Raw genomic sequence first — 24,519 nt, 5'->3', positions numbered from 1 at the left:
CTTAGTAAGTGAGTAATTCAGCTCGCCAAGTATTTCATGACTCAATTACTCAGTTACTTGGCCTTCGGCCCTCCGGCTGTCACGGAAAAGGTCCCTTTCACGGCGGCCTGACCGGGACGCTGCACGATGACCGTGAGATCCCATTGGCCGGCCATGCCGAGATTGATCTGCGTCTCGTAACGGCCGTCCTGCCCGGCTTTCATCGGGACGGTGGCCGGCATCATGCCCGGCATCGGCATCGTATACGTGAGCCGAACCGTGGCATCGGACAGCGGGGCATCGCCTTCGCCTTTGACGGTCACACGAACGAGGTTCTCGCCGAGACGCGGCGGAGCGGGCTCCGTCGCAAGAGCGATCGTGACCCCGCCCGCTTGCTTTTCTTGCGGTGTCTCGGCCACGGGCGTGCCTGCCTGGGGTCGCGCTCCCCCCATGGGCATGTCGCCCATGGGCATCTTGCCCATCTGCGCCTGCTCCATCTTGATCCCGGCCATGCCGAGTGATCCCATCATGCTGCTGGCGGCCATGAGCCTGCTTTCCGAGTCGATCAGGAAAGTGCCGGAGGTGACGACCCGGTCGCCGGGCGCCAGCCCCTCCTGGACTTCGTAGTAGGCGCCGATTTTCGGCCCGACCGCGACCTCCCGGGGTTCGAAGAGGCCTTCTCCGCGAACGATGAACACGAGCTGACGAGTCCCCGAATCCATGAGGGCGCTTTCGGGCAAAGCCAAACGCACCCCGCGGTCCACCTTGATCTGGACGGTGCCGTACATCTCGGGTTTCAGCCGCAGCGTTGGATTGGGCATGTCGAGCCGCACCTTGACGGTCCGGGCCTCTTGGTTGAGGTAGGGATAGACGTACGAGATTCGGCCCTGAAAGACTTCGCCCGGATACGCCGCAAACGTCGCGGACGCCGTTTGGCCCACCCTCACGAACGGCACTTCGAATTCATAAACTTCGGCGTTCATCCACACCCGATCGAGGTCGGCGATGGAGTACAACCGCGTCTCCGGCTGAACGAACATCCCCTTGAAGACTTGCTTGTCGATCACATAGCCGGTGACGGGCGAGGAAATGGTGAGAGTGGTCTTGGCCTTGCCCCGCCGGACAATCGCCTCGATTTGCTGATCCGTCAACGTCCACAGCCGGAGGCGGTCGCGCGTGGCGTCGAGCAGCGCCTCCGCCTGTTCACGCACCTCGGGGATGGGACTGGCCCTGACCTTCTCGCGGCTTCGCAGCGCCAGCAGAAACTCGTCCTGCGTGGCGACCAGATCCGGGCTGTACAAGGTGAAGAGGGGCTGGCCTTTGCGTACCCATTGCCCCGTGTAGTCGACCAGGAGCTCATCGATCCATCCCGAAATCCGAAGGTTGACGTGCGTGATCCGCTGCTCGTCGTACTCGACGCGACCGACCGCGCGCACGGTCGTCTCCAACGGCCGCTCTTCGACTGCGGCCGTCGTCACACCGATCAACTGCTGTTTGGCCGGTGTCAGGGTCGCATACGCGTGCGACGCCGCCGACCCCATCGTGCCGTGTTCCTGTGTGCCGGTCCCTGGTGTGCCTTGGTCAGAGAGGCCGCGTTCGGTCGCCGTATCCGGCGCGGGTCGCTCGGGGCTCTCGCGTGTGACCAGCAACCAGGCTCCGGTCAGCAGAAGAAGCGCCGCGACTCCCGTTGCGAGCCATCGCGTACGTGTTCGAGTGAGCATCGTCGCCATCCCTCCTTCCTCCCGTCACAATGGCGCTCCGACGACCTGCTCGAGCGCTGCGACCTGGTGCTCCCGGTCGACGAGGGCCCGGTAGTAGGCCAGCCGGAACTCCAGGAGAGCGCGTTCCGCCTCGATCACATGGAGAAAATCGTTTCGTCCGGTGCGATACCCCGCGCGCGCCGCCTCCAAATTCTGCTCGGCCTGCGGCAGAATCGTCGTCCGGTACAGCTCGGCCACCCGTTGCTGCGCCCGGACTTGTGCCACCAGGTCCTTGATCTGAAAGCGTGTGACGTTTTGCCAGGTGCGGTACTCGGCGCGAGCGGCCTCCACCGCCGCCGTCGCCTCCTGCACGCCGGCGTCGTATTTCCGCTTGGTCCAGAACGAGAACGGGATGCTCACTTGCGCGATGGCCCCGAATCCGTCGGTTGCCTGAAAATTCTGAAAACGCTGGAAGGCCAGCTCGAAGTCCGGATAGTACTGGCGCTTGGCGAACGCACGGGCGTGCTGATTCCGTTGAACGGCGAGCTCAGCCGACTTCAGCTCGGGCCGTGCCGCCATCGCCATCCGCTCCAGCTCTTCCAGCGACTGCTCGAGCTCCTTCCGCCTCGGCTCTTGCGGGCTCCCGAACGGGGATTGAGGATCACGGTCCAAGAGTGTGTTGAGCCTGGCTCCGACCGTTTCCCGTCGCTGCTCGAGCACCGGGAGCCGTTGATGGAGGTTGGACAACTCGACCTGGGCCTTCAGGACGTCGACTTGCGTCCCTTTCCCCGTCCGGAACTTGGCGTTGGCGCTTTCGAACAACTGCCGGAGCAGGTCGATCTGCTCGTGATGAAGTTGGATGTCCTTGTCGGCAAGAAAGAGGTCGAAGTATGCCTGTTTGACGCGCGCAATCACCTCCCGTTCCTTGGCGTGCCAGGCTTGCTCGGCCATGCCGGCCCCGCGTGCGGCCACTTCGCCCTTCAAGGCCAGCTTGCCGGGGAATGGAAACCTCTGAGCCAGCGTGAAGATGGTGTTCTGGGTCCGTGTGATCTCGAACGGCTGCGGGACATTCCAAAGCTGGATCCAGAAGGTGGGGTCCGGCAACGTCTGCGCCTGCGGGACCCGGCTCGTCGCCGCCTCCCATTGTTGGCGCAACGCTTGCAATTCCGGGTTCCTCGCCACCGCTTCCCCGATCAACTCCGCAAGGGCGAGTGGGGGCGCGGGCCCAGGTTCAGCGTTCGCAAGCGTGGCGACAAAGGTCAGTGCCGCACACATGAGAGAAATGCTCCACAGTGTGACATGCTGCATATCGGCCTCCTTCGATCTCTGTCCCTGCTGTCGCGCCGGCGGGTCGACGGGCATCAACGGAACAGAGAGGCGGCCCGCCGCCGAGAAACGGCAGGTCCCCGTCGGGAATCGGTCAGTATGGTGACGAGTGCCGGGACAGGATCAGATGCGGAGGACGGCGGTCTTGAGAAGCTGATCTTCGACGGGAGGGGAAGCCGCTCGAAAAGAGTTGACTCTTACGTGGGCCCCAAGGGATGCCGGAGCCGCGACCACGACGGGTTCGGCGGCTTGCAGGTGGGTCACGTCAGCGCGTGGCGTGTCGGTGGATACACCATTGAAGCCGAGCGTTTTGAAGGTGTCGCAGAACTGCCATTGCATCTCTTGCTGAGTATCCGCACAGTTCGACCCCGGTGCCATCGGAAAGAAGATCGGAACGAGGCAGGCGTACGCGTTGAAGGTGAGGGCGATGAACAGCACGAGCCAGGTACCGATCAAGATCGTCCGGAGGCGTGTGGACAGGGGCATCATACCGGCTGCTACCGTACTCCTCGCTTCGCGGCCTGTCAATTTCCGCCGCGGAGCACCGCTTACCGTTTGGCGTCCGCCTCGAGGATGCTGCGGATCACCGTTTTGACGTTGTCCGGGTCGATGGACTCGAGCTTGATGTTCCCGTCCAGGATGACTGTCGGCGTGTGATCCACCTTCACCCGAAGCCCCCATTTCCGACCGTCCTCGACGGCCCGGGCCGGCTTTCCGCTGGCCATGCCGGCTTCGAAGGCGACCGGGTCGAGCCCCACTTCCTTGATGAGCGACTCCCGGATCACCTTGTCCAGGATATGGAGGCCGTCCTTGTGGATCGTCCGGAACAGCACCCGCTTCATTTCCCGGCCCTTGCCCATTATTTTGGCCTGCTCGTACATGTCGAACGCCGTCGGCAATTTCCCGGGGATCACCGGGAACCCGACCAGCGTCACCTCGACCCGGTCCCCGAATTCTTTCTCGATGATCGGGATCGCCTGCTCGTCGAACTTATGACAGTGCGGGCAGTAGAAGTCGGCAAACTCGATCAGCTTGACCTTGCCGGGAGTGTGGGTCGAGGGCTCCGAGAGCACCGTATACTTGCCTTGGAGCTGCGGGGGAGCGGTGGCGGCGACCGCCGGCATGGACGACAGGGCGCCGACGAGGAGCACCATGAGACCGGCGGCGACGCGGAGGGTGGGAAGGCGACGACTCGAGCGAACGTTCATCTCTCACTCCTCTTGGTTCTGTCGGATTTCGTACGCGTCAAAACGGTATAATCATACTATGTCGCGGACGGGAATAGCGATATTGTTCGCGCTGTGCGGCGTGACGACGGCCTGCGCGGCCCGTCAGGTCGTTCCACCTGAGCTCGAGCGGCAGATCGATCGACAGCTCACGTTCGCGCAGATCAAAGAGGACCCGGAGCAATATCTCGGGCGGACCGTCGTGCTCGGCGGTGAGGTGCTGTCCGCCAAGCGCTTGAAGAGCGGGACCCGGGTCGAGGTCCTCCAGCTTCCGCTTGACGATCGTCAGGCTCCCGTCCTGGACCGCACGCAGTCCGAAGGGCGCTTCCTCGCCTTTCAACGCGAATTCCTGGATCCGGCCAAACTGCCGGGCGGCACGCGGGTGACGATCACGGGTGAAATCACCGGCTCCACCGTCCAGCCGCTGGACGAAACCGAGTACACCTACCCCACGCTCGACCTGAAGAGCCTCACCGTATGGGACGAAGACCGCCGGCTGGCCAGGCCGTATCCCTACTACGGCCCCTATTACAGCCCGTATTGGGGCCCGTACTGGGGCTGGCGCCGCTGGGGCCCCTGGGGGCCGTACCCGTATTACCCCTATTGGTGGTAGCTGAAAGTGATGAGTGATGAATGATGAGCGATGAATGGAGGGCAGGAAGAGCGTGATGAATGATGAGTGCTGAGTGATGAATGGGGGAATGACGAAGAGGAGAGAGGGATGAATGATGAATTGGCGAGCAATGAATGAAGGCTCAAGAAGATAGGGATGAGTGAAGAGTGATGAGTGATCCGGGAGGGCGGAACAAGCGAGGAGAGTGATGAGCGATGAAGGTTCAATCGAAGAGGGCCTATACGGGGAAAAGAAGCGATGAGTGTCAGTGTTGCTTTGCCGTTTTGGCGGATGCGACCAGCATCGCCATGAGTTGGTCGGCTTCCTGCTGAAGAGCAGGTAGATGTGGGGCAGAACAAGGAGCAGCTTCGGCTAAAAGTTCCAGCCAATACATTGTCTCTTCAAGCTCTTGTAGCCCTCCTTGAATTTTACTGATGAATTCAAGCCGCGATCGCGCCCTCATCGCCTCTCGATAGTAAGCCCCGACCGATGTGCCGCTACGAAGGATCTGCTTCCCAAGTACCTGAGCTTCGGGCGACTTCGGCAGGACCGAGAAGAGCCGGATGATTTGCAAGGCGAAGGCCTTTGTCCGTCTCTGCAATCCATTGTCGGCTAGAGTCGCCCGACTCTTCATTCGCGATCCATTATTCCGCCACCAGTCCTGCTTATGCCCCTCGATTCATTCCTTCCTAGAGTGCTGAGTGATGAATGATGAGTGATGAATTGTGGATCATGAAGAGAGGAAGAGAGACGAGGAACCTCAGCTCTTCATCATTCAGCACTCAGCACTCTCTCCTCGTCTTGGTCCTCCATTCATCATTCATCATTCAGCACTCATCATTCTCTTCACCTTCGTCCTTGGTTCACGATCCGCTCGACTCGCTCGTCTTTCCCGCCCAGCTCCAGGTACTTGCGGTAGTGCACGAGGGCCTTGATCGTGTCTTTGCGGTGGAGCTCGTAGAAGACGCCGAGGTTGTAATGGGCTTCGGCGAGCTTTGGTTTGAGCGCGAGGGCTTGCTCATAGGCGCTCTCGGCCTCGTCGAACCGGCCCAAGCCGGTGTAGACCATGCCGAGATTCATGTGGGCCTCCGCGTACTCGGGTTTGTAGCGGATCACTTCCCGGAACTGGCGCGCGGCGTCCTCGGGCTTTCCGATGCTCCGATAGAGGAAGCCCAGGTTGAAGTGGGCGTCGACCAGATCCGGTTTCACGGTGATGGCTTCGATGTAGGCGGCAATCGCTTGGGAGACATGATTCTCCCGCTCATCGAGTTGCCCGAGCAGATACCACGCATCCGCATGGTCGGGGTGAAGCTGGGTGAGCTGCAGCAGGGTATGGCGGGCGAGCCGCGCGTCGCCCTGGCGCTCGTACAGCCGGCTCAAGGAGTAGAGGGCGTCCGGATGGCCCGGCTTGAGCTTGAGGAAGGCCAGGTAGGCCTCGGCCGCTTTCGCGCCGCGATTGTCGTGATCGTAGAGCTTCGCCAGCGCGAGCTGTGCCTCGCTCAGGTCGGGCGCCAGCGCCAACGCCTTCTCGAAGGCCTCCTCCGCGTCGGCCGATTTATCCTGACTGTCATAGATGCGGCCGAGATCGTAGTAGGCCCGGGCATGGGTCGGTTTCAGGCGAATGGCTTTCTTGAGCAGGTCGACCGCCTCGGCCGCCTGCTTGCGGCCCTCGAAATAGACGAGGCCGAGCAGGTGATGCGCCTCTGCCGATTGCGGATCGAGGGCGATGGCCTTTTTCAGCGACTCCAGCGCCTTCTCGTACTCGCCGTCACGGAAGGACGAGGCGCCCTGCTGATAGGCCCGCGACGCGGCATCGGACGAAGGAGCGGCCCCGGCGTCGTGCGCGGGGGCGATCGCGATCAAAAAGGGCGAGAAGACGAGTGTGATGGCGAGGATGTGGACGAAGCGCTCGAACGCCGGCCGACGATCGCACATAGCTGGACCCGTTTGAATCTGAACGAGAACGCTCCCGGACTATAAAGCCAGCGGGCGGCGAAAGCAACGGAGCGCGGCCGGCCACTCCGTTGGCTCGTCTGCCGGTACGTCGTCGTCCCGGGTCACCGGTCCGACGGGGAAACCGCCGGAGCGCCTCGCGCTCAGCCGAGGCCCGGTGGCGAAGGTGCGCGGCATGCCCCGGGAGGGGCATGCCGCGCGGGCGTATCGGATCTCAGGACCTTCCGAACGACATGAACTTCGTGATGCCGAACGTGTAGCTCACGCCTTGGACGAGGTTCCCGTTCCCATCACGCGCGATGGGGATCTGTGAGTAGAAATACATCTGCCACGTCTCCCCCAAGCTGACGAGGAAGCCCGGTGTATAGGCCAGGAAGGTATGGCCCGTGTTGGGGACGTCGAGGTTCGTGATGGGGTCGGTCGCCGAAAAGCGCCCGCTGAAGTTGTCGTGGGTCATGTACCGGTAATTGAGCTGATTCGTGAGGATCAGCCAAGGCACCGTCACGAGATTGAGCCCGACGTTCAGCAGGTATTCGTCCCCGTACTGATAGCCGAAGTTGTTCCGGAACGTATGGCGGTAGCTCGCAAAGGCGAATTGATTCAGCCGATGCGGGATCAGCTCGTACGTTTGGTACACGTGGCCGATCAGGCCGGCTTGGCCGCGGCCGAGCTGGATCGGCGGCTCGGTGATCTCGCCGCTGCTCTCCACCTCGTTCGTGTCGCCGGTCGGCAGCTCCACGGCCACGCCGCTGACGATCATGCTGCGCAGACTGGTCATCCAGTTGTACTTCGCGGTCACCCGGATGTCGCCGATGCCGCGGTCCCGGAATTGGAGCAGCTCCGCATCGCGGCCGCCGTGGACGTGGAAGTGATCGTGCCGGCGGATGTGGTAGGGAATCGTCAACTGCAGCCCCAACCGATCGGTCAGGCCGTAGTTGAGGTCGAGGGTGAAGGTTTGCGTCACCGTGTTGAGCTCCCGGTGGTGATTGCGGAGGATGCGGCGGTTTGAGACATCGACTTCCGGGATGATCGCCGAGGTCCCGTCCTGACGGACCATGGGGGTGTAGGCGTAAATGCCGTTGATGGTGAGGAGCCCCTGCGGGGCGACCACTTGCTGGGAGGGGATGACGAGAAAGCAGGTCACGGCGCCGCAGGCCGCGTGAGCGGCCGGCGGGCGCAGACCCCGTCCGATCAACAGAACGACAGAGCACAGAAGCACCAAGAAGAACGGATGAAGCCGTCGGTGGACTCCGATCATGTGCACACTCCTCCTGAGTCGGTCGTGCCAAGCGCTTGCGGCGGACATCGGAGCGTACGCTCCGCCGCCGCGTCTCTCTTCGTGGGGCCGGGTGCGGGTCACACGACCGGAGGGGCTCGGGACGGAAGCAGGAAGGGAGGGAGGAGCGGAGTCGAGCGATCGCCGGCCGCGGCGCGCGGCGGCGCGAGGGCCGGAAGCCCGGAGAGGATCGGCTCGGCGGCATGGAGGGCCTGTCCCGCGGCGCAGAGCCAGGCGCACAGGGCGGTCGAGTGAGTCGCCGCGTGGTGGTGTGCATGGTGCGCGGCATGGGGCACCGCCAGCGGATACACCAGGGCACCGACCAGCAGCAGGCACGCGGCGAGGGCCGGCGCCAGGACGCGGCGAACGGCGTACATGGCCCGTCAGCGGAGCGCGGCAGAGCGTGAGGACGGGTCGTCGAGCCGTTTGACGACCTGGTGGATCTTCTCTTCCGTCAAGAGGCCGCCTTTGATGTACTCCTGCACGACGCCGTGCTGATCGATGAAGACGCTGACCGGCAGCCCGAACACCCCGTACTGGTTCGCCACGCGATTGTCCCGATCGAGCAGGACTGGAAAGGTATGGCCGTACGTGCGGATGTGCTCGCGAACCTTTTCGACGTCTTCCAGCTCGTTGATCGCGAGCACCACAAGCTTGTCCTGGAGCTGATCGTAGCCCGCCTGCATGGCCGGCATCTCGGTCGTGCATGGCTTGCACCAGGTCGCCCAGAAGTTCAACAGCACGACCTTCCCTTTGAATTCGCTCAGGCTGCGCAGTCGCCCGGTGAGGTCGGGGAGCTGAAAGTCGGCGGCCGGCGTCCCGACGACGGGCACTCGCTGGCCCATGCTCCAGACGGAGGCGGATGACAACAAAAGAGTCACAAGGACGGCAGTGGAGAAGATGGCTCGGCGTACCATGGTCGATTCCCTCGCTCGTGGACGGTTGCTCGAGAAGCGGCACGACCGCGGCGTCATGCCCTCGGCGTGCACGGGGCGCTGGGGTCAGAGCGAGGAGCCGGGCGGGCCGCGTGTCGTCGGCGTGGCAGGGGACGATTCGTCGGGACTGTGTCGAGGGCGCGGCGGGGCCACGGTCACCACCGTGAGCTGTGCGGGAAGCACGAGGTCGGCGGTTTCCACGCTCTGGCCGGCCGCGCACATCCAGGTGCACAGGACCGTGCCGTGCGTCGCGGTCTGGTGGTGCGCGTGGTGCGCCGCATGCGCCACGGTCTGCGGATAGAGGATGCCGCTGAGCACGAGCAGGCACATGGCCAGCATCGCGGCGATGCCCTGAAACGTCCACCGACGCATGGACGCGATACTAGTCAGGGGCGATTCCCCAAGTCAAGCCGGCGGGCCTGAGGGGATCGTGCTCTCTCCTCTATGGGATTCAGATAGGAATTACGGTATACTGACCCTGGTTCCCGGGGGCCGGCCGGTTCCGCGAGCGGGCCTCCGACAGTCTGTTCATGATCGGCAAACTCCTCAACCTCATCTTCGGCAGTAAAAACGATCGAGAGATCAGCAAGTTACGTCCGGTCGTGGCGCAGGTCAACGCGCTCGAGCCGTCCGTGGCGTCGCTCTCCGATGCGGCGCTGACGGGGAAGTCCGCCGAGTTGCGCAAGCGCCATGAAGGCGGCGAGACGCTCGACGACCTCCTCCCCGAAGCCTTTGCGATCTGCCGCGAGGTCTCCAAGCGCGTCCTCAACATGCGGCACTTCGACGTGCAGTTGATGGGCGGGATGATCCTGCACAAGGGCCGGATCGCCGAGATGAAGACCGGTGAAGGGAAGACGCTGGTCGCGACGCTGCCCATGTACCTGAACGCGCTCTCGGGCAAGGGCGCGCACCTCGTCACCGTCAACGACTATTTGGCCAAGCGCGACGCCCAGTGGATGGGCCCCCTCTATCACGCGTTGGGCATGTCGGTCGGGATCATCCAGCACGACGCCTCGTTCCTGTACGACCCCTATTACGAAGCCTCCGACAAGCGTCTCCAGCACCTGCGCCCCTGCACCCGCCAGGAGGCCTATCGCGCCGACATCACCTACGGAACCAACAACGAGTTCGGGTTCGATTACCTCCGCGACAACCTGATCGTCACGAGCCTGAGCCAGTGCGTCCAGCGCGAGCTGAACTACGCGATCGTGGATGAGGTGGACAGCATCCTCATCGACGAAGCGCGGACGCCGCTGATCATCTCCGGGCCGACCGAGCAGTCCACCGACCTCTATTACCGGATCAACGCGATCATCCCGCAACTGAAGGTGGAGCGTGATTTCACGATCGAGGAGAAGACGAAGACCGTCGCGTTGACCGAAGAAGGCAACGCCCGCGTCGAAAAGCTCCTCGGGGTGGACAATCTCTACGACCTCCAGCACATCGACCTGGTCCACCACGTGGTCAAGGCGCTCCAAGCGCACGCCATCTACAAGCGGGACGTGGACTACGTCGTGAAGGACGGCGAGGTCATCATCGTCGATGAGTTCACCGGGCGGTTGATGCCCGGACGGCGGTGGAGCGACGGGCTGCACCAGGCGGTTGAGGCGAAGGAAGGGGTGAAGATCGCGAACGAGAACCAGACGCTCGCGTCCATCACGTTCCAGAACTACTTCCGCATGTACAAGAAGCTCGCCGGCATGACGGGCACCGCCGATACGGAAGCGGGCGAGTTCGCGAAGATCTACAACCTCGACGTCAACGTCATCCCGCCGAACCGCCCGATGATCCGGAAGGACTACCCGGACGTCGTGTACCGGACGGAGAAGGAAAAGTTCAACGCGATCGGCGAGGAGATCGCGGCCTGCTACGAACGCGGTCAGCCGGTGCTGGTCGGCACCATCTCGATCGAGAAGTCGGAGCGGCTCTCCACCCACCTGAAGCGGCACGGCATCAAGCACAACGTCTTGAACGCCAAGTACCACGAGAAGGAAGCTGAGGTCATCGCGCAAGCGGGGCGCAAGGGGGCGGTCACGATCGCCACGAACATGGCGGGCCGCGGCACCGACATCCTGCTCGGCGGCAACCCCGATTTCCTGTTCAAGCAGGTGCTCTATCGCGACGAGAACCTGAGCGACGAGCAGAAGAAAAAGATCTTCGACGACATCAAGGCCGACTGCGACGCCGACAAGCAGGAGGTCCTCGCCTTGGGCGGCCTGCACATCATCGGCACCGAACGGCACGAGAGCCGCCGCATCGACAACCAGTTGCGCGGCCGCGCGGGCCGGCAGGGCGATCCGGGGTCCTCGCGCTTCTATCTGTCGCTGGAAGACGATCTGCTGCGCATCTTCGCGTCGGAGCGCATTTCCAACCTGATGCTGAAGCTGGGGATGGAAGAAGGCGTCCCGATCGAGCACGGGATGGTGACGCGCGCCATCGAGAACGCCCAAAAGAAGGTCGAGGCGCACAACTTCGACATCCGCAAGCAGCTCCTCGAATACGACGACGTCATGAACAAGCAGCGCGAGGTGATCTATCAGCACCGGCGCGCGATCCTCGCGGGCGACGATCTCAGCGAGGAGGTGCACGACATGATCACCGAGGTGACCGAGTCGATGGTCGACGTCTACTGTCCGGAGAATCAGTATCCGGAAGAATGGGACGTGGAGGGCTTGGCTGAGGCGATCAACGGGCAGTTCGGCGTCAACCTCGTCCACGTCGACGGGATGGGGCCCGCGCATCTCAAGGAGTTGGGCCGGGAAGCGCTGAAAGAGGAGCTTCGCGAGCAGACCCTCAACGCCTACCGGCGCAAGGAACAGGAGCTCGGCACCGAGTTGCTGCGGTATCTGGAGAAGATCGTCCTGCTCCAGGTGATCGACCATCACTGGAAAGAGCACTTGCTCGCCATGGATCACCTCCGCGACGGGATCGGGCTGCGCGGCTACGGCCAGAAAGACCCGCTGATCGAATACAAGCGCGAAGGCTTCGACATGTTCGCCGCCATGATGGGCCGCATCAAGGGCGACGCGCTGGACCGCTTGTTCCACGTCCAGGCCGTCCGCGGCGACGCGCCGCCTCCGGCCCCCGAACCGGTGGCCCCCGTTCCCCGCCTCACGCTCAACCGCGGGGACGAGCCGGTGAGCGCCAAACCGGTGCACCGCGAGCAGGACAAGGTCGGCCGCAACGATCCCTGCCCCTGCGGCAGCGGCAAGAAATACAAGAAGTGCCACGGAAAGTAAGCGCCGTCGGGTCGGAGGCGGCCTGATCACCCGGCCGGTTCGTTGACCTCGCCGACTCCACGCTCCCCTCGTTCTGCACGCACCTCTCCTTGCCTTCACAGCCGTCGTTCAGCATCGCTCCTTGGCATTGGCTGAGGGGTGGCGTAGCATCAGGGTCAGCCCTGGAGGACCTTCCGGTTCGATGCCGGCTCAAAAGTGGGAGGAGGACGCCATGCCGACCTTTGCGTTGCTCACCAAACTGGCCCCCGACGAGGCGCGTGATCCGAAATTTCGGGAAGAGCACGGGAAGCAGTGGATGCACAGGGTCAAGGTGAAATGTCCCGACGTGAAGTGGCTGTCCCATTACGTGGTGCTGGGGCCGCACGATTTCCTGGATCTCTACGAGGCGGCGAACGAGGAAGAGGCGGCCAAGGTGGCGATGATCAGCCTCTCGCTCGGCGCGCTCTCCGCGGAAACGTGGACGCTCCTGCCGTACCAGCGGTACGTGCAGTTGGCGAAAGAAGTGTGACGGCGGGGCAGGGCCCCGTACCCTTGAGACGCGGGGCTAAGACGGCGTGCGGAGCCGCATGAGGCGCGGTTCGCCGAGCACGCGATCCAGGCAGGAGACCAGCCGGTCGGCGTCGGCGGTCGTGAAGACCAGGGGCGGTTTGATCTTGAGGACGTTACGGAGCGGGCCATCGATCCCGGTCAGCACACCGAGATCCCTGAGCCGCTCGGCGATGTAGGCCGCTTCGAGACCGGCCGGCTCCTGCGTGTCTCGGTGGCGGACGAATTCGAGACCCAGGAAGAGCCCTTCGCCGCGGACGTCGCCGATCAGGGCGTGCTTCGCCATCAACCCCGTGAGCTCGTCCTTCAGGTACCGCCCGACCGTTCGAGCCTGCTCCTGTAACCCTTCGTTCTCAAGTACATCCAAGACGGCGAGTCCGACCGCACAGGACACCGGATTACCGCCGAACGTATTGAAGTATTCCATGCCGTTCGCGAACGAGGCGGCGATCTCCGGGGTCGTCACGACCGCGCCGAGGGGATGACCGTTGCCCATCGGTTTTCCCATCGTCACGATGTCCGGCACCACCCCTTGGAGCTCGAAGCCCCAGAACCGCGAGCCGACTCGTCCGAAGCCGACCTGGATCTCATCGGCGACGCAGACGCCTCCGGCCTTCCGGACGTGCTGATAGGCTTCCTCGAGATAACCGGGCGGGAGCACGATCTGGCCCGCACAGCTCAGCAAGGATTCACAAAAGAAGGCGGCCACGCGGCGGTTCCCTCGCTTGACCCGCTCGACCGCGGCCCGCACATGCGCCGCGTACCGCCGGCCGGCCTCCGGCCCCTTGTACGGCCCTCGATAGACGTCCGGCATCGGCACCGTGTGCACATGGGCCGGGGCCCCGGCCCCGCCGGGACCGGCGAACTTGTACGGGCTGATCTCGATCAACGAGGTCGTCTGGCCGTGGTAGGCGCCTTCCACCACGAGCACATCGGTCGCCCGCGTGTGCGCACGAGCCAACCGCAAGGCCAGCTCGTTGGCCTCGCTCCCGGAGCAGACGAAGTAGCAGACGCGCAACGGGTCCGGCAGCGTGGCGGAGAGTCGCTCGGCATAGTCGACGAGCAGGTCGTGCAGGTAACGCGTGTTCGTGTTCAGCAGCGCCATCTGGCGTGCGGCCGCCCGCACCACCGCAGGGTGGCCGTGGCCGACGTGCGCCACGTTGTTCGTCCCATCGAGGTATTCACGGCCGAGGTGATCGTAGAGATACTGTTTCCATCCCCGCACGATCTTGAGCGGGCGCGCGTAGCTCACGCTCACGTTGGCGCCGAGGTGCCGGCGCCGCGCGCTGACGATCGCTTCAGGGCTCCGGCCCCCGTGGGGTGAAGGGAGCCCCGGGATGTGCAGGATGAGATTGGGATCGGGGCACAGGCTTTGCCACAATCGCCGGTCACGCGGCGCGCAGACCCCCGGGAAATTGCCCGTCTGATCCAGCAGATCGGTAATCAGTTGAAAGTGGACGTGCGGCGGCCAGTCGCCGTTCCCCGGCGGGTGACCGATCGTGCCGATCTTGGCACCCTTCGCGATCGACTGACCCGGAGACAGACGCTCGAGGGACTCTGGGCTCAGGTGACCGTAGAGCGTAAAGCACTCGCCGGCCCCCGATAGATCATGCCGCAAGATGACCGTCGGACCGTAGTCTTGGGGCTCGGCATTGTCGGCGAGGCTGTGAACGGTGCCCTCGAGCGGCGCATACACCGGCGCGCCCGGGGCCAGGAAAAGATCGATGCCCAGATGCACCGTCCGCCACCCGTCCACCTCGGTCCCCGCCGGCCGGTAGGCGGCCGCCGTGTAGCTTCGCCGGGCCTCACCGTAGCGGCCCACGCCGACCTGCGTCCCTGCCGCGTGCATCCGCTCGAAGATGGCGTCGGTCCACCGGCGAATGTCGGTGAGATCGCCGATCTCGGCGAAATCGGCGCCGCCCGCGCTCAAGTCGATGACCGTATGGTCGCCTTTGCGGAGATCCGGGCCGATGACCGGCTCGACCTGTTCGGCATTCGCCTCGAGCCACTGAATGACGGCGGCGGTTTGCGGACAGGCCGGCCACCCACAGGCATCGCGCATGGCGTAATGGAAGAACCGGGGGCTGACTCCGGCGAGTCGGTCCAGCGCGGCCCACGCCGGTGCTTCGGACACCGTGAGGTAGCGGTTGTCCGGAACGCGGTCCTTGCGGAACGCCGACAGCGTGACGCTGGTGCAGAGCCGCAGGGCGATCAGATCGTAGAGCCACGCCAGCTCGTCTTCGAGGAGCGGAGAGGCGGCATGATACCCCGCGATCACTTGCGCGGCCGAGAACACCGGGTCCGTCTTGCCGAGGATCGCGTAGGCGGCGCAGATCGCCGGCTCGAACACGGTGCACGATTCGATCAAATCCCCGAAGTCCACCACGCCCGTGACGCGGCCGCCGCCTTCGATCCCGGTCACGAGCACGTTGTAGTCGTTGCCGTCATTGTGAATCACGCTGGTGCGCAATGTCGGGAGCGCCGGCACGACCTGCTCCCGGAACCGGTCCAAGAACCGTTGGATCAGTGTGCGCCGGGAGGGATCCGGAATCGACGCGAGATGCTCGGCCACCGTCGCCGCGGCGCGTGCCAGGTCCCACAGGAGGTCGCGCCTGAGAGCGGGATGAGCAAAGGAGCTCAGGGCCTGATCGAGCCGGCCGAAGAAGCTCCCGAGGCTCTGAAGCAGCTCCGGAGGATGCGGCGCCGTCTCCACCAGCAGGTGTCCGGGGACATAGCTCAGCAATCGAACGAAGTGTGTCGCCCCGTGTGCTCCTCGAACGCTCAGGATCGTCTGCCCGGACAGGCTGGGACACGGTCGCGGGCAGGCGAGTGCCGGCGCGGTCACGGCGAGGTGCGCGAGCGCTGCGTTCTGCGCCTCCAGGACCTCGCGCAACTCGGCTCCATTCGCGATCTTGAGCACGAATTCCGGCCCGGCCTTGGTTTCGAGCAGGAAGTTCTGATCGCGCTCGCTGGGTAACGGCCGGGCGACGGCGCTCACGCCAAACAGATCGCGAGCGAACGTGTGCGCGTCGTCTACCGAGAAGACGGGAACTGATGGGATCAGGGGGTCGGCAGAACGCGTCATGGTCGGGCCCGGGATGAGGAACGTCGTGAGACTCTACACCGATTTCAGCCGCGAATCCAAGACGCGGCAAGAGCAGTATGAGTCGGAGGGCCAGCAGGAGCGACCGCCCGAGGTCGTCTGAGATGAAAGGCCGCCGTCGACGAGAGTAAGATAGGCGGGTCTCCAGCGTGGAGCGATGGGTCCAATGGAACCGAGGTCCAACCGAAGGATCAGGAAAGGAGGCGGCCATGGTGACCCTCGACGAATTGATGAAAATCCGAGGAGTGGTGGCGGCGGGAGAGTTTACGGCGTCCGGAGACCTGGTGGACTACCGATCGTCAGTGGGAATGCCGAAGGACCAGGCGGGAATGACGGCGCAGTTTTGCGGCACCGTCAGCATTATGTTCAATACGCTGGCCAAGGCGTATTCCCACATGTACACGAACATGAGCTGGCTGCCCCCGAAGTTTTGGGCGTATGGCGGTGGTGAGATGGCGGTCTGCGTGGGAGGCACCAAGGGCGTCTTCGTGGAGATCAGCAAGGCGGATTTCAACCAACTGTTCAAAGTGCTGGCCGAGGCGTGAACGACGGCCGGCCGTGATGCGCTCCCGAGCGGACCGGATCATCAGGGCAGACGCGCTGATTGGCCCCATGCGCCTGCGCACCGCTCGATGGGTCCGCCCACTGAAACGCAGCGCGAGGGCCAGACGGAGGGAGCATGAGTCGGACCATCGGTGAGAAGCTCGTCCGCAGGGTGGTGACCATCGACGAGAACCGCTCCGTGCTGGAGGCCGCCGTCTTGATGACCGACGAATTCATCGGGTCGGTGGTCGTGACGAGCGCCGCCCGGGTCACCGGGATCTTTACCGAGCGGGAGTTGATGATGCGGGTGGTCGGAAAAGGGAAAGACCCCGCGAAGACCCCGATCAAAGACGTCATGACGACAGACCCCGTCAGGGTCAGGCCGCAGGATTCCCCGGGACACTGCTTGAACCTGATGAAAGAGCATCGCTGCCGTCATCTGTTGGTCTTCGACGGAGCGGAGTTCTTCGGGATCGTCTCGCTCCGCGACATGGTCGCCCTGTTGCTCGACGAGAAGGAGGAGTTGATCGGACACCTCGAACGCTACATCGCTTCGTAAGGGCGTCGGAAGAGCTCCGAGCTGCCCGGGCGTAACGGCAAGCACCGAGTGTGTTCGAAAAGCGTGTGACGGTGGGAGCGCTGGGCCGGACGCGAGGCGGGTCGTGGGGCTATCGCCGCTGCACCTGCTCGATCAGGAGTGCCGCGGACAAGGCGCGCTTGGCTTCTTCGTTGGTCGGATCCAGTCGCAAGGTCATGCCCAATTGCTCGATCGCGCGGTGGCGGTCGCCTCTCTCCAGGAGCATCAAGCCCAGAAGCCGATGCGCATCCCCCAACCGGCGCTTGACGTGCGGGTCATCGGGCTTGAGTCGCGCGAGCGTTCGATAGACGTCGATCGCGCCTTGAAAGTCCCCTTGCTGGGTCAAGATCTGCCCGAGCTGATAGTAGGGGCCGACAAAACTCGGATCGTTCGGCCGACGGGCGATCGCCTCCCGGTAGGCCGCCATTTCTTCGGCCACGTCACCGTTTTGACCGAGTGCAATCCCTAATCTGAAGTAGGCCGTGGCATCGTCCGGGTTCTGGCGCACTTTGTTCCGCCAGGTCCTGATCGTTCGTTCCACGGTTCCTTGCTCAATCCGGGCCAGTCCCAGTCGTTTGTGTTCGGAACCGGCCGCTGGGTTGAGACGGATCGCCTTCCGCCACATCGCAATCGCGTCCTCCATCTCGCCCTTCTGCGCCAGCGCATACGCGAGATTGAACGACGCATCCACCAAATCCGGATCGTCGGGCTTCAGGCGAAGGGCCTCCCGGTATTCGGCGATTTCGCCGTCGAGGTCTCCCTTTTGGCCAAGGGCGACGCCCAAGCTCAGGTGAGCACGAGGATCATCGGGTTGGAGCCGAATGGCTTCGCGCCACGCAGCAATCTCTCCGTCGAGGTCTCTCTTCTGGGCCAGTGTGCTGGCCAGGCCGGCGTAGGCAAGCGGGTCGCCGGGCTGGAGGCGGATGGCCTCGCGCCAGGCAGCGACGAGCCGGTCCAGATCGCCGCGCCTCTTCAGTGCAAGCTCCAGGTTGATGCCGGCCTCGGAATCCTCCGGGTGCAGCCGGATCACTTCTTTCCACGCCGCGATCGCGCCCTCCATGTCTCCCTTCTGGGAGAGCGCATAGGCCAGGTTGGTATAGACGTCCGCGTAGGCGGGATCGTTGGGCTTCAAATGAACCGCCCCCAGATAGGCGGCGATCGCCCCGTCCACGTCGCCCAGCCGGCCGAGGGCATACCCCAGGTTGTAATGGGCTTCGGCGTTGTCCGGAAAGAGCCGAATCGCAGCCCGGAACTCCCCGATGGCTTCGACCACCTCTCCGCGATTCAGCAAGCCCTTCCCGGCCTCGAGGTGCACGTCCGAGAGATTCGGGAAGAAACTGGCGGCCCCGGTCGGCGTCGGAGTCCAGGCCATCAAGGCGATCGATCCTGCGATAAGGGCGGTCGCCGGACAGTAAAAGGGCCGCTGCCGCAGCCGCGGTCGTGGGTCTGCCAGTGCGGAGCACTCTCGAGGCTCAGGAGGGCGGCTCAGGGGAACGCGCAACCGCAAGAAGCGGGTGAAAAACGTAGGGGAGGAGAACCCACAGGGAGCGACCATGAACGTCCTCCCTTGTTACGAACAAAGAGCAGTCTGATTGTACTGACTAGCGGCGGGAAATCCAAGAGGGAATCGCCGGTTCGTGGACCGTCGGGGAAGGAAATACCAGGTATCACGCTGCCTGGACCGGCGGCCGTCAACGCCGCGCGCGGAAGCGATTTTCGATTTGATCAAGGCTCCGAACGGAGCTACGATGCTGTATCCGGAGTCTAGGACCGTACCTTGACGTTCGATCGGTAGACCGTGCGATGGCAGCTCTGCAATCTCACCAAGGGGGTCGCCATGAAACAGATCGAGTGGAATCGCCTGCTCCTCGGCGGTCTCGTCGCGGGACTGATCATCGATGTGGTCCAGTGGCTGGTGAACGGGGTGATGCTCGGGTCGGATTGGCGCCAGGCCATGCAAGCGCTCGGTAAGCCCGTTCAAGAGACGCCGGCCGGCAGCATCTTTTACATCGTCCTCGGACTCGGCTACGGGGTCCTGGCCATGTGGACGTATGCGTCCATTCGTCCCCGGTATGGGGCTGGACCCCTGACCGCGCTCTATGCCGGTGTCGCGGTGTGGTTGCTCGGCTACTGCTTGCCGGCGCTTACGTGGATGCCGATGGGCTTGTTCCCCACGCGATTGGTGACGATCGCCACGCTGATCGGGTTGGTTGAAATCCTCATCGCCACCGAAGTAGGCGCTTGGCTCTACCAGGAGCCGCTGCCCGACGTCACCGCCGCCGCTCGGCAGGCGGCATGAGGCGCAGGCGACCGGCAGATGATATCCACCCCGGCGTCCCGGATGCTCCCTTGACCGCGAGTGTGATCCTGTATTCTGTTCTTACCGCTCCTTGAAAAGGGGAGGCCTTCCATGGAACAGCGGCGGTCCCCACGTTTCGCCATTCAGCTTCCCATCAGCTTTTCAGGCAATCAGACAATCGGTTCGGGGCTTGTGTCCGAGCTCTCCCAAGGCGGCTGCAGCGTGACCAGCGAGGACCGAGTTCAAGGCGGCGCCGCCCTGGTCCTCCACATTCAGCTCCCCGACCAGGAGGCGCCGCTCAAAGCTGACGCGTCGGTCCGGTGGACGAACGGCATGACGTTCGGGTGCGAATTCCTACGCCTGCCGCTCAAGGACAAGGAGCGACTGCGGCACTTCATCGGCGCGCTCGACCGTGCGGCTGAGAACCGCGCCCGAAAAGCGTCGTGATCGGCTGGACCTGTGCTGCGACGCTCCCGCAAGGCCGTGCCTTTGCTTCTGACTGTGGGGATCGTCCAGCTAGGAGATTTCACGCTGGCCTTCTCTCAGCCGAGGGAAACCGACCGTCCGGGTGTCAGTTCGCCAGGTAAGGGAACCTGCCCGCCGTCTCATCCGATCAAAGGCAACTTCACGACGTATAGCGGGGAGCACTGCATCTACCACATGCCCGGCCAACGCTACTACGGCAAGACAAGGGCGGAACGCTGCTATGCGACGGAACAAGATGCTATCCGGGATGGATGCAGGAGGTCAAAGGTGTGAGATTGCATTTCCCCTCCGGGGGAGGCTGGGGAAAGATTCCCGGAACCTTTTCTTGTTCACAAGGGGCTTGTGACTCGCGTGCAGGTGAAAGTCGATAGTCATGCCAGGCCCCATCTTGCTAACCATTTGCCAAATTACAAGTCGTCCACCGCGCCGTTACGTTTTTGTTTGTTGAATCCAAGGATGGGACCAAAGCATCTCAGGACGGAGGATGAATACGGTGAGGATTTTCAGGCTCAGAGCGGTGGAGGTGACCGGGATCGTTTGTTGCAGCACGCGGCAGGATGGCGATTACTCGGATAAACTCCTAGCCCACGAGCTCCGTCACCCGCTTCATCCCGCGCTGCTTGCCTGGACACTCCTCCAGAGCGTCGAGCAACTGCTCGCCGTCATACGATCCGGCCAACATGGCTTGACGAATGAGGTGGCGAAATTGCCGGGTGTGGGAGTAGTAGAGGCCACCGCTCTTCCAAGCGAGCATTCTTGTGAGTGAATCCCCACTCCAGCAAGCTGGGAGGCGCTACTTGTTCTCAAGCGGTGGTGGCAACCACAGCACCTGATTCGAGAAGTCGGTCGTAGGGTAGCGGAGCAGAAAGGCGCGGAAGCGGAGAATCAGTTCTCGCAGCGGGAGTTGGTGCGCCAGCAGGATGCCGGCGTGAGTCCGACGGGCTGCATTCCAGGCGTCAGCCAGTCGCAAGAAGTCCCGGGTGTCATGCGTGAATACGGCGCGGCGTTCACGGACGGCAAAGGAGAGCTGGAATTCGTCCGTCGCTCCCAAGTTTCCCGCTTGGCAAGCGGTGAGACAATCCAAGCCGTGTTGGCACAGAACGGTCGCCAGAGCGACTGACACGGATTCGTCGAGGTAAAGCCTCACCGTGCTGTCTTGGCGTGGAAGCCGGGGTCGAGCGCCTCGTGCTCGGCGATCTCACGGTCGATCGCCTCCCGATGATCGTAATAATACGAGAGCGCATCGTAGATCGCCGCGAGGGGCAGATGGGGGTAGTGCTGCAGAAGTTCCTCGGGTGTCAGCCCGTGAAGCAAGGTCGCAATCACCACCGTTCGCACAGTGATGCGCGTGCCCGCAAGGCGCGGGCTGCCTCCACAGACTTCCTGATCACTGACGATATAAGGGTGAGTGGTCGCCGACATGCGACCAGTCTATCGGATTTCTCTCATCGGGGCAATCTGGTCACTGTCTTTGCTGGAAGCATAGAAGAATAGTATCAGTCTTGCCATCCAACACCATGGTGGGCAGAAGCAGACAAGGGCGAAGTGACAACTAAAGAGTCAGTCCCGTAGGAGGGAAACTACGGGACCGGCTTTCTCCCACGCCGCTTGGCTCGACACTCCTTCAGAACGTCTGGCGACTGCTCCCTGTCATACGGTTTGCTCGGCATATGCGCTTGGCAGGGAGGGAAAGGCTAGGCGTGAGATCAGAGAAATTCTAGAGCGTGTCTGTGTCCTGAAAGTACTTGATCTTCATGGTATGACTGACCTGTCAAAAAAAGCGTTGTGTGCCGTCTCTCCATCCGGTAGCCGGTCAGCCACCGATCTTTCTGCTCAGCTTAGACGGGATACGGTCCCGAAGTTGGGCGACATAGGATTCGTCGGCAAGGATGGCGTCATCAATTTCCTGCCGGTGATCGTAGTAGTAGGCCAGGGCGGCATACACGTCTGCCAAGGACAAACCATAATTGGAGGCGATTTCATCAGCGCTCAGACCTATCCGCTCATGCCAAATGACAATGTTTTGCACGGTAATGCGGTGCCCGGCAATCCGAGGTTTACCGCCTGCGACTTCTGGGGACATTGCGATATGCGGTGTTGTCATGCTCTCCATGGTGACCCTTCGCGGAAGTAAGTGAAAGCATTATATGCCATCGTATGCCATCAGGACATCTCTTTCCTTCGTAGAAATCTATCACTGTTTCACTATGGCACAAAGGAATCATGCTTATACGACCTTCTTCATCAGAATCTCGTTAATGAGCGACTGGTACGGCTGCTGACGTTTGGCGGCAGTGGCCTTCAGCCAGTCCAGCACCTGCTGATCGAGTCGGATTGCGATCAATTTTCTTGGTCGATCTCCCAGGCGCGGTCTGCCGACCCTTCGCATCTTTCGCTTCGTATTTCCTCTTTTCTTTCCGGCTCGCCGGTCTAGCACTGATAAGCCTCGTGATTTCCTCATTGGCATGCCTCTTTACTGTGTAGGCAATGACAAGAATTCGCCCCGATGCCGCTTTCGCTCACCTCAAGCGATGGGGTTCGTGGGACGAGTGCATGATATCTTCGCCGTCCAATCCATGTGGATCCAAGAAATGCGGTACTGGCTTCAAATGAGATGCCGTGCTTCGCTTCATTCAGAGCAGCCTTCCGTTCGTCCCATTCGAACACAGTTATGTCTATACTGAATGGTCCGCAACCTCAAGCTTAACCAGCGAAGAAAGAGCTTCCGATCTCAGGCTGGCATACGGTCTTGATCGCTGGATCTGCCTCATCGGCTCTCTTCCTGTGGTCCATGCTTTCTGGAAGGCACAGGTAGCGGGCCACTTTCATGACTTCACCCCTTCTCTCTTGCCCGCCTGCCGGCTGCGGCGTAGCATCGTGGGACGTGAACAGCCGAATTTCTGCACGCATGGCAGTGATCGCTGGCTTTCTCCTCGCGGTCTTTATGCTCACGCCCGTTGGGTTTGCCGAGCAGCGGCTTGCTGGAGATCGATCCCGCGAAGGACCGACGGAGGCCGGCCTCGAAGCCGAGCTCGCTCGGATACGTGCCACGCTGCGCGCTTCTCCCGAGTTCAGCGGTGATGACGCCGAATCTCACCTCCGGCTCGGCGAGGAATTAGCCCGCCGGGGGGACCTGACCGGCGCGATGGAGGAGTATCAGCGCGCCATCCAGCTGAAGCCGGAGCTGGCGGAGGCCTACCGAGGGCTCGGCGTGGTCTTCATGGACCACCATGACTGGACGCAGGCCGTCGAAGCGCTCCGCACGGCCATCCGGCTGCAGGGCGAGGACGCGCAGACGTCCTATTGGTTGGGTCGGGCGCTGATGGCGACCGGAGACTGGGCGGGGGCCGCCGCGGTTTTGCATCGCGCAACGGCGTTGAAGACCGACGACGCCGAGGCGTATGCGGATCTTGCCTTGGTCCACATGGCGCAAGGCGATCCGGACGGCGCTGCCGAGGCGTTGCGTCACGCGATCGATCTCAAGCCCGACAACGCCGATGCCCACCATCTCTTGGAGACCGTCTTGTCCCTCCGAGGCCGCCCCGAGCAGGTGGCTCAGGCCGCCAGACGGATCCTGGATACCCTGTTTGGCCGGGAATAGCGGGCGCGGAAATCGTCGGCGTCTCGCGGGTCGGCTTCGCCACGACTGACGGACGCTTAGCCGGTTAAAAAACTATTTTGAGGACCAGAAATCCGGAACATGGGGAGCAGGTGTGAGACCAAGAATGGTCGGCAGGATGTTCAAAAGACCACGCCGCAGCACCCACCCGCCCCAGGCGCGCCAAGACGCGGACGCGCCCCTTCGGCGCGGCCTGGCAGAGTGCACGGCGTCACGAATAAGTGACGACACGTTTGTCACGCCGGCCCGGATGGTGAGCCGGCGGTGTCTTGGCCGAGGCGTCTCCTTTTCACCCGCCCACCCCGAGCTGCCAAGACAGCTCTTTCCCCGAGTTCACCCGCCCACCCCCGAGCTGCCAAGACAGCTCTTTCCCCGAGCTCACCCCCACCCCGAGCTGCCGAGACAGCTCTCTTCCCGGGGGCGGTACGTTGAGGCCCTGAGCGACGCGAGAACAAAGCTGGAGGCTTTTTTCAACATCCTGTTACGGAATCCAGTCCGGCTTTGCATCGTCGGCCGAAAGCACGACCGCTTGCACTTCCAGCCGATGGCCTTCGGGCTGTTGCCAGGACCGGAGGAGGAGCAGTTGGTTGTCGCGGGTCTCGATGGGGCCGAGGGAGACCCAGCCGGGCGTCGCAGGCAGCTCACCCAATACGCAGATCTTCGCGCAGAGCCGCAACCAAGGATGACCGGGTTGTCCGGCGCCGTAGACCCAGACGACGTAGCGGCCGCCGGGCAAGGTCAAGGCGGCCCGGATGGGTGCGACGCCCGGCAACGGCTGACGGATGACCACCACTCGGTCGGCTTGGTCGGGCGCGACGCCGCACTGCGTCGCCCTCGCATAGACCCACAAGCTGTACTCTCCCATGGACGCGTTACACCCTTCATCTCCGACCTGGACCGCTCCCTTCCAGTCGGCAGCCCGGATGATCTGAACCAGCGCGGGCGGCGCGTTCCCCGCCCCTTCAGCAGCCGTCGGAGCGTTCGGCACGCCAAGGAGCGCTCCCGGCAACACGAGCAGCAGCGCCGGGATCATCAATATGGGCGACACGGCCATCGAGCCCTCCGAAGTCATCGGAGCAGGAGCCGAGAGAACAGCCTA

Annotated in this window: 27 protein-coding genes; 9 read left to right on the top strand and 18 right to left on the bottom strand. The window is 63.0% G+C overall.

Annotated elements, in window-relative coordinates; genetic code table 11:
* Nucleotides 1-53: 53 nt before the first annotated feature.
* From ACWHYV_RS18760 to ACWHYV_RS18745, 4 genes are all read right to left on the bottom strand, one after another.
* Nucleotides 54-1,700 carry a FixH family protein gene (locus ACWHYV_RS18760; RefSeq protein WP_447978009.1) on the bottom strand — a complete coding sequence of 549 codons (1,647 nt, stop codon included), beginning with the start codon at nt 1,698-1,700 and terminating at the stop codon, nt 54-56.
* A gap of 24 nt (nt 1,701-1,724) precedes the next feature.
* Nucleotides 1,725-2,987, bottom strand: a complete 1,263-nt coding sequence (locus tag ACWHYV_RS18755; protein WP_447978008.1) for a TolC family protein — start codon at nt 2,985-2,987, stop codon at nt 1,725-1,727.
* A 141-nt stretch (nt 2,988-3,128) separates the two neighbouring features.
* The gene (locus ACWHYV_RS18750; RefSeq protein ID WP_447978007.1) at nt 3,129-3,494 is read right to left on the bottom strand and encodes a hypothetical protein; all 366 of its coding nucleotides are present in this window, start codon (nt 3,492-3,494) and stop codon (nt 3,129-3,131) included.
* Nucleotides 3,495-3,553: 59 nt separating this feature from the next.
* A complete protein-coding gene (locus ACWHYV_RS18745) occupies nt 3,554-4,213 on the bottom strand; it encodes a DsbA family protein (protein ID WP_447978006.1) in 660 nt (219 codons plus the stop codon).
* Between the two features lie 58 nt (nt 4,214-4,271).
* On the opposite strand from ACWHYV_RS18745, the gene ACWHYV_RS18740 reads away from it, so the two are divergent.
* The gene (locus ACWHYV_RS18740) at nt 4,272-4,844 is read left to right on the top strand and encodes a Slp family lipoprotein (protein WP_447978005.1); all 573 of its coding nucleotides are present in this window, start codon (nt 4,272-4,274) and stop codon (nt 4,842-4,844) included.
* Between the two features lie 265 nt (nt 4,845-5,109).
* On the opposite strand, the gene ACWHYV_RS18735 is transcribed toward ACWHYV_RS18740, so the two are convergent.
* The 6 genes from ACWHYV_RS18735 to ACWHYV_RS18710 form a co-directional block, all read right to left on the bottom strand.
* The gene (locus tag ACWHYV_RS18735; protein WP_447978004.1) at nt 5,110-5,478 is read right to left on the bottom strand and encodes a four helix bundle protein; all 369 of its coding nucleotides are present in this window, start codon (nt 5,476-5,478) and stop codon (nt 5,110-5,112) included.
* A 212-nt stretch (nt 5,479-5,690) separates the two neighbouring features.
* Nucleotides 5,691-6,779: a tetratricopeptide repeat protein gene (locus tag ACWHYV_RS18730; protein ID WP_447978003.1), complete on the bottom strand. Its 1,089-nt coding sequence runs from the start codon at nt 6,777-6,779 to the stop codon at nt 5,691-5,693.
* A gap of 232 nt (nt 6,780-7,011) precedes the next feature.
* The gene (locus ACWHYV_RS18725) at nt 7,012-8,055 is read right to left on the bottom strand and encodes a hypothetical protein (protein ID WP_447978002.1); all 1,044 of its coding nucleotides are present in this window, start codon (nt 8,053-8,055) and stop codon (nt 7,012-7,014) included.
* Between the two features lie 98 nt (nt 8,056-8,153).
* Nucleotides 8,154-8,450, bottom strand: a complete 297-nt coding sequence (locus ACWHYV_RS18720) for a hypothetical protein (protein WP_447978001.1) — start codon at nt 8,448-8,450, stop codon at nt 8,154-8,156.
* 6 nt (nt 8,451-8,456) lie between these two features.
* The gene (locus ACWHYV_RS18715; protein WP_447978000.1) at nt 8,457-8,918 is read right to left on the bottom strand and encodes a peroxiredoxin family protein; all 462 of its coding nucleotides are present in this window, start codon (nt 8,916-8,918) and stop codon (nt 8,457-8,459) included.
* Nucleotides 8,919-9,074: 156 nt separating this feature from the next.
* Complete coding sequence (locus ACWHYV_RS18710) at nt 9,075-9,380, bottom strand: hypothetical protein (RefSeq protein ID WP_447977999.1); 306 nt, start codon at nt 9,378-9,380, stop codon at nt 9,075-9,077.
* A gap of 158 nt (nt 9,381-9,538) precedes the next feature.
* On the opposite strand from ACWHYV_RS18710, the gene secA reads away from it, so the two are divergent.
* Together secA and ACWHYV_RS18700 are read left to right on the top strand one after the other, a co-directional pair.
* A complete protein-coding gene (secA, locus tag ACWHYV_RS18705; RefSeq protein ID WP_447977998.1) occupies nt 9,539-12,247 on the top strand; it encodes a preprotein translocase subunit SecA in 2,709 nt (902 codons plus the stop codon).
* A gap of 211 nt (nt 12,248-12,458) precedes the next feature.
* Nucleotides 12,459-12,755, top strand: coding sequence for a GYD domain-containing protein (locus tag ACWHYV_RS18700; RefSeq protein ID WP_447977997.1), 297 nt, complete (start codon nt 12,459-12,461; stop codon nt 12,753-12,755).
* A 36-nt stretch (nt 12,756-12,791) separates the two neighbouring features.
* On the opposite strand, the gene ACWHYV_RS18695 is transcribed toward ACWHYV_RS18700, so the two are convergent.
* Complete coding sequence (locus tag ACWHYV_RS18695; protein ID WP_447977996.1) at nt 12,792-15,878, bottom strand: aminotransferase class III-fold pyridoxal phosphate-dependent enzyme; 3,087 nt, start codon at nt 15,876-15,878, stop codon at nt 12,792-12,794.
* Nucleotides 15,879-16,105: 227 nt separating this feature from the next.
* Between ACWHYV_RS18695 and ACWHYV_RS18690 the strand changes: the two genes are divergently transcribed.
* Complete coding sequence (locus ACWHYV_RS18690) at nt 16,106-16,441, top strand: DUF2173 family protein (protein WP_447977995.1); 336 nt, start codon at nt 16,106-16,108, stop codon at nt 16,439-16,441.
* 134 nt (nt 16,442-16,575) lie between these two features.
* Nucleotides 16,576-16,998 carry a CBS domain-containing protein gene (locus ACWHYV_RS18685; protein WP_447977994.1) on the top strand — a complete coding sequence of 141 codons (423 nt, stop codon included), beginning with the start codon at nt 16,576-16,578 and terminating at the stop codon, nt 16,996-16,998.
* Between the two features lie 109 nt (nt 16,999-17,107).
* On the opposite strand, the gene ACWHYV_RS18680 is transcribed toward ACWHYV_RS18685, so the two are convergent.
* A complete protein-coding gene (locus ACWHYV_RS18680) occupies nt 17,108-18,388 on the bottom strand; it encodes a tetratricopeptide repeat protein (protein WP_447977993.1) in 1,281 nt (426 codons plus the stop codon).
* Nucleotides 18,389-18,853: 465 nt separating this feature from the next.
* Between ACWHYV_RS18680 and ACWHYV_RS18675 the strand changes: the two genes are divergently transcribed.
* From ACWHYV_RS18675 to ACWHYV_RS18665, 3 genes are all read left to right on the top strand, one after another.
* A complete protein-coding gene (locus ACWHYV_RS18675; protein WP_447977992.1) occupies nt 18,854-19,315 on the top strand; it encodes a hypothetical protein in 462 nt (153 codons plus the stop codon).
* Nucleotides 19,316-19,426: 111 nt separating this feature from the next.
* The gene (locus ACWHYV_RS18670; RefSeq protein WP_447977991.1) at nt 19,427-19,762 is read left to right on the top strand and encodes a PilZ domain-containing protein; all 336 of its coding nucleotides are present in this window, start codon (nt 19,427-19,429) and stop codon (nt 19,760-19,762) included.
* Nucleotides 19,763-19,975: 213 nt separating this feature from the next.
* Nucleotides 19,976-20,074, top strand: a complete 99-nt coding sequence (locus ACWHYV_RS18665; RefSeq protein ID WP_447980756.1) for a sunset domain-containing protein — start codon at nt 19,976-19,978, stop codon at nt 20,072-20,074.
* 307 nt (nt 20,075-20,381) lie between these two features.
* Here ACWHYV_RS18665 and ACWHYV_RS18660 read toward each other — a convergent pair whose 3' ends face one another.
* From ACWHYV_RS18660 to ACWHYV_RS18640, 5 genes are all read right to left on the bottom strand, one after another.
* The gene (locus ACWHYV_RS18660; RefSeq protein ID WP_447977990.1) at nt 20,382-20,555 is read right to left on the bottom strand and encodes a hypothetical protein; all 174 of its coding nucleotides are present in this window, start codon (nt 20,553-20,555) and stop codon (nt 20,382-20,384) included.
* A gap of 39 nt (nt 20,556-20,594) precedes the next feature.
* The gene (locus ACWHYV_RS18655) at nt 20,595-20,924 is read right to left on the bottom strand and encodes a DUF5615 family PIN-like protein (RefSeq protein WP_447977989.1); all 330 of its coding nucleotides are present in this window, start codon (nt 20,922-20,924) and stop codon (nt 20,595-20,597) included.
* A gap of 20 nt (nt 20,925-20,944) precedes the next feature.
* Nucleotides 20,945-21,223, bottom strand: coding sequence for a DUF433 domain-containing protein (locus tag ACWHYV_RS18650; protein ID WP_447977988.1), 279 nt, complete (start codon nt 21,221-21,223; stop codon nt 20,945-20,947).
* Between the two features lie 391 nt (nt 21,224-21,614).
* Entirely contained in the window at nt 21,615-21,914 is a 300-nt protein-coding gene (locus ACWHYV_RS18645) for a DUF433 domain-containing protein (protein ID WP_447977987.1), read from the bottom strand.
* Between the two features lie 114 nt (nt 21,915-22,028).
* Nucleotides 22,029-22,190: a BrnA antitoxin family protein gene (locus tag ACWHYV_RS18640; RefSeq protein ID WP_447977986.1), complete on the bottom strand. Its 162-nt coding sequence runs from the start codon at nt 22,188-22,190 to the stop codon at nt 22,029-22,031.
* A gap of 519 nt (nt 22,191-22,709) precedes the next feature.
* Here ACWHYV_RS18640 and ACWHYV_RS18635 point away from each other — a divergent pair.
* Nucleotides 22,710-23,402: a tetratricopeptide repeat protein gene (locus ACWHYV_RS18635; RefSeq protein ID WP_447977985.1), complete on the top strand. Its 693-nt coding sequence runs from the start codon at nt 22,710-22,712 to the stop codon at nt 23,400-23,402.
* Between the two features lie 499 nt (nt 23,403-23,901).
* Here the strand turns inward: ACWHYV_RS18635 and ACWHYV_RS18630 are convergent, their stop codons facing one another.
* A complete protein-coding gene (locus ACWHYV_RS18630; RefSeq protein ID WP_447977984.1) occupies nt 23,902-24,474 on the bottom strand; it encodes a hypothetical protein in 573 nt (190 codons plus the stop codon).
* Between the last annotated feature and the right edge of the window lie 45 nt (nt 24,475-24,519).

It is taken from the genome of Candidatus Nitrospira bockiana (genome assembly GCF_965152565.1).
Note: the sequence above shows the minus strand (reverse complement) of the source record. Positions and strands in the feature narration are given on the sequence as shown.